The following is a 4,207-nucleotide window of genomic DNA, read 5'->3' as shown; positions in this document are numbered from 1 at the left end:
GGACGAGCCCCTCGGCCCGCCCGGGCGCCGTCGCCCATCGCACGCGACACGGTGTCACCCGGTCACGCCCGTCGCCGCAGCAGCCGCAGCAGATCCGCGTTGTGCCCCCGCCGCGCCCAGGCGATGAGGGCGAGCGGCACGATCAGGATGAGCGGCGTCGCCGCGTACTGCCCGTCGAACACGGCTACCTGCACGACGAACGCGCCCACCATCAACGCGCTCAGCGCCATCGCCGCCACCGACTGGAGCACCGGGATCAACAGGGCGACCGCTCCGGCCAGTTCGAGCGCCCCGATGGTGTACATCCCCGCGCTGCCCCAGCCGAGCTTCTCGAAGGACTCGGCGGCGGACGGGTGCGCGATCAGCTTGGGCAGGGCGCTCGGGATCGCGTAGATGAGGGCGAGCAGCACCTGCAGACCGCGCAGGGCGATCCGGGCGCGCCGCCCGCGAGCGGTCGCGGACTCGGCGACGACGACTCCGGCAGAAGCGGAGGCGGCGGTGACGGGAGCGGTGGTCTCTGACATGGAGGTCTCCTGTGGGAAGCGGTCCGTGGTGGTGTCGAAGAGGTAGACCGCCACTCGCCCTCGAACTCATCGCCGCCCAGCGGAATTTCTGCCCTTCCGGCTCGACTTCGCCCGAAGCCCGCCCGGCCCCGCCCCTCACGGGCAGAGCCGCCGGAGCCTCTCCCCCGGGTAAGGCGTCGTCCTGCTCACCCCCTGAACTCGACGGTAGAAGTCCGTCATCACGGCCGCGACCGGGGCGTTGCGGCGGAGGATCTCCGCCGTCCCGGGTGGCGCGCCGGAGGCCTGTCGCCCTTCGGCCCATGCCTGGATCAGTGCCCCACGTTCCTCCCAGTCGCCCGCGTACAGGGCGGTGATCAGCCAGTTCACCAGGAAACTGGCCGTGTAGCAGCGGTCGTAGGTGCTGTGCCGGTCGTAGAAGTCGGCCTCGGTGCGCGAGAGGTCGAAGCGGGTGGACAGGGCGAGGCCGTAGTCGGCGAAGTACAGGCGCCGGCCGTCGGTGAGGATGTTCTCGAAGTGGGCGTCGAAGTGGAGCAGCCCGCGGCTGTTCATGAAGGACGTACCGACCCGCAGTTCCTTCTCCACCAGGGAACAGGCCCGGTCGAGCTCCTCACCACCGGCTCGCACCTGAGCCGTCAGCCATGCGTGGAGCGTCTGGGGGACGTACTCCAGGAACAGTGCGACGCTCGCCGAGGACTGTTGCAGGGCCTCGATCCGCCGCCGTACTTCCGCGCTCCCTCCCCAGTAGTCCACGGCCTTGTCCACATCGGCGAGTTCCTCCGTCAGGCCAGGCGCCTCGTCCGGCATGACGCGCCAGTGGTACATCAGGGGAAAGCCCTGGAACTGCCCGGAGAGCACCCAGTTCGTGGTCATGGTGTGGACGGCGACTTCCCGCCACGCTCCGAACCCGGGCCCGCCGACGCCGTACTGGCAGACCATCGGCAGCCCGAACACGTTGGCCGTGGACCGGAGGTGTTCCGGCCGTCGCTCCAGGTCCGTGAGGGGCACCCGCTTCACGAAGACCGGCGTACCGGACACGTCCAGCCGGGCCGACTTCCCTCCGATGCCGGTGCCCAGCGGCACGGCCGCGTCCACCAGCTCGCGCAGTTCGGCGTCCCCGCGCAGTGCCAGGGACGTCGAGACCGTGTCATAGCCGATGAGACGCCCGGGCTCCGCCACCCGCTACGCCCCCTTCCGCACCTCGGTCGCCTGGGCCGCCCGCACCGCCCTCACCCATATCCCGTCCTCCGCCAGATACCGGTCCACCTTCAGGCCCGCTTCCTCCAGCGCCTCCTCGAACTGATCCTTGGTCAGCGGTCGTGCCCGGAACGTCTGTGTCCAGACCGCGTCCGGGAACTCGTACTCCGCGCGCACCGAGTTGACCCCGTCGCCGACCGGCTCCGCCGACACGATGCGCACGGTGAAGCCGCTGGGGTCCACGCGCTCGCGCGGCAGGTTCGTGTGATAGTCCGCGCCCTCCCGCTGGATCAGCACGCTGCCGCCCTCCGCGACATGGCGCACACAGGTGCGCAGTAAGCCCCGCCGCACCTCGACGTCCCCCACGTGCACGAGGAACGACGCGAGCAGCACCACGTCGAACGTCTCGCCCAGGTCCAGGTCCTCGATCGGGCTGCAGATCGTCCGCGCCCCGCGCACGCGCTCCAGCATCTCGGCGGACTCGTCCACCGACGTGACCGTGAAGCCGCGCTCCAGCAGTCCATGGGTCATGCGACCGACCCCGCTGCCCAGCTCCAGGATGCGCGCGCCCTTGGGCACCGCCGCGGCGATGATGTCCGGCTCGTCCCCGACGGGCAGTCGTGAGTAGAGCTCCACCGCGCAGCCGTCCGGGGTGATGGCCCCGGGTCCCGTCCCCTCGTACCCCTCACGCATTTTCATCTCCATGCCCGCCCAACGGGCCGCGCCCGCACGCCAGTTCCCGTCCCGGCCGCCTTCACCCGACCGAGTGAACGATGTCCCGCACGGGTCCCGGCTTCGGCCGGCACGGGTCCCGGATGTGACCCGCACAGGTCCCGGCTCCCCCTGGTGGTCCGCATCCGCGGCGGAGAGTACGTTGCAATCAGGAGTGGAGATCGCGATGCGTACAGGCAGTGAACCGACGACTGCGCGCAGTGCCCTGCGGGCGCGTTTCTGGCTGAGCGTGTGGGGACTGGTCTGGGCACTCTTCGGGACGATCGCGTTCACGCTCGCCGGGCGGCCCGGCTGGGCCATCGCCTGCGGTGTGCTGCTGCTGGTCGTCACGATCGACCTGGCCGTCGTCCTCAGACACATCCGCCAGGGCCCGCACTGGCAGCCGGGGCCCGACATCCCGCCCTACCGGCCACCCGAGGACCGCCCCTGAGGCGGACGACGCAGACGAAGCAGACAGGGACAGCCGCTCACGAGTCGAAGCGCGCGGCCTTCTGGAACTGCGGGTTCGGGTCCAGCGCGGCCGCCAGGCGGAAATGGCGTTTCGCCTGGTCGGGGCGGCCCTGCCGCTCATAGGTGCGGGCGAGCGCGAAGTGCGCGAACGCGTTGTCCGGCTCACGCTCCAGGACGATCGAGAACTCGAGCTCCGCCGGCCGCAGCTGCGCCGCCGCGAAGAAGGCACGCGCGCGCAGCAGTCGCGGGGTTCTCCGGGTGCGCGGCGATGACTCCGTCGAGCAGCTTCACCGCGCCCCGCGGGTCCCGCGCGGCGAGCAGGTGCTCGGCGGCGCGGAAGTCGATGACGTGCGTCTCCGGGGTACGTCCGGTGGAACCGCTGGTCTCGGGCACGGCAGAGTCCTTCCCTCACTGGAAAGGTTCAACGCCCCCTCGGGGTGCCGCTATTCCTGAGGGGCCGGTCGCCCCTGAGGGTCCGGTCGCCCCTGAGGGTCCGGTCGCCCCTGAGGGTCCGGTCGCCCCTGAGGGTCCGGCCGGGACGCGTGGGACCTGCGTGCCAGCTCGGCCCACACGTCCTTCACGCGGCGCTCCAGTTCCTCCAGCGGGACGTCGTTGTCGACGACGACGTCCGCGATCTCCCGGCGCTGCTCGCGCGTCGCCTGGGCGGCCATCCGCGCGTGTGCGTCCTCCTCGGTCATGCCGCGCAGTCGTACGAGCCGGTCGAGTTGGGTCTCCGGGGCCGCGTCGACGACGATGACGAGGTCGTACAGCGGTGCGAGGCCGTTCTCCGTGAGGAGCGGGACGTCGTGGACGACGACCGCGTCCTCGGCGGCGGCCTCCTCCAGCTCGCGGGAGCGGGCACCCACCAGCGGGTGCACGATCGAGTTGAGGGTGGCGAGTCTCGCCGCGTCGGCGAAGACGATGGAGCCCAGCTTGGGGCGGTCCAGACTGCCGTCGGGGGCGAGCACCTGCTCACCGAAGGCCTCCACGACCGCGGCGAGACCCGGGGTCCCCGGCGCGACGACCTCCCGCGCGATGCGGTCCGCGTCGATCAGCACGGCCCCGCAAGCGACGAGCAGCCGTGACACCTCACTCTTGCCGGCACCGATGCCGCCGGTCAGGCCAACCTTCAACATGCCTGGAAGCCTAGACGCTCCGCTTGGGGGAAGTTCGGGAGGCGGTGCAGACGGTGCGGGCCCTCCGAGGGCGGTCGCGCAGTTCCCCGCGCCCCAATAGGGGCGCGTCGCAGAAGGACCCCAGCCCCCCGCAGGTGTGGCCCACACGCACCCCCCCGAAGCGATAGAAAA

General features: G+C 71.2%; 5 protein-coding genes and 1 pseudogene. 1 reads left to right on the top strand and 5 read right to left on the bottom strand.

Annotated elements, in window-relative coordinates:
• Positions 1–62: 62 nt before the first annotated feature.
• The 3 genes from ACFTZL_RS41950 to ACFTZL_RS41940 all read right to left on the bottom strand — a co-directional run bounded on the left by ACFTZL_RS41950 (position 63) and on the right by ACFTZL_RS41940 (position 2,411).
• The gene (locus ACFTZL_RS41950) at positions 63–524 is read right to left on the bottom strand and encodes a DoxX family protein (protein WP_382594985.1); all 462 of its coding nucleotides are present in this window, start codon (positions 522–524) and stop codon (positions 63–65) included.
• Positions 525–659: 135 nt separating this feature from the next.
• On the bottom strand, positions 660–1,700 hold the full coding sequence (locus tag ACFTZL_RS41945; protein WP_382594982.1) for a protein kinase family protein: 1,041 nt from the start codon (positions 1,698–1,700) through the stop codon (positions 660–662).
• A gap of 3 nt (positions 1,701–1,703) precedes the next feature.
• Positions 1,704–2,411: a class I SAM-dependent methyltransferase gene (locus ACFTZL_RS41940; RefSeq protein WP_382594980.1), complete on the bottom strand. Its 708-nt coding sequence runs from the start codon at positions 2,409–2,411 to the stop codon at positions 1,704–1,706.
• A gap of 205 nt (positions 2,412–2,616) precedes the next feature.
• Here ACFTZL_RS41940 and ACFTZL_RS41935 point away from each other — a divergent pair, with 205 nt between their 5' ends.
• The gene (locus ACFTZL_RS41935) at positions 2,617–2,880 is read left to right on the top strand and encodes a DUF6343 family protein (protein ID WP_382594977.1); all 264 of its coding nucleotides are present in this window, start codon (positions 2,617–2,619) and stop codon (positions 2,878–2,880) included.
• Between the two features lie 37 nt (positions 2,881–2,917).
• Here ACFTZL_RS41935 and ACFTZL_RS41930 read toward each other — a convergent pair.
• Positions 2,918–3,293, bottom strand: a pseudogene (locus tag ACFTZL_RS41930) (tetratricopeptide repeat protein).
• A gap of 50 nt (positions 3,294–3,343) precedes the next feature.
• Complete coding sequence (gene coaE / locus ACFTZL_RS41925; protein WP_382594974.1) at positions 3,344–4,036, bottom strand: dephospho-CoA kinase; 693 nt, start codon at positions 4,034–4,036, stop codon at positions 3,344–3,346.
• Positions 4,037–4,207 lie beyond the last annotated feature (171 nt).

The organism is Streptomyces sp. NPDC056948 (genome assembly GCF_042674225.1).
Taxonomy (GTDB): domain Bacteria; phylum Actinomycetota; class Actinomycetes; order Streptomycetales; family Streptomycetaceae; genus Streptomyces; species Streptomyces purpurascens.
The sequence above is the reverse complement of the archived record's forward strand: the minus strand, read 5'-3'. Positions and strand labels throughout refer to the sequence as shown.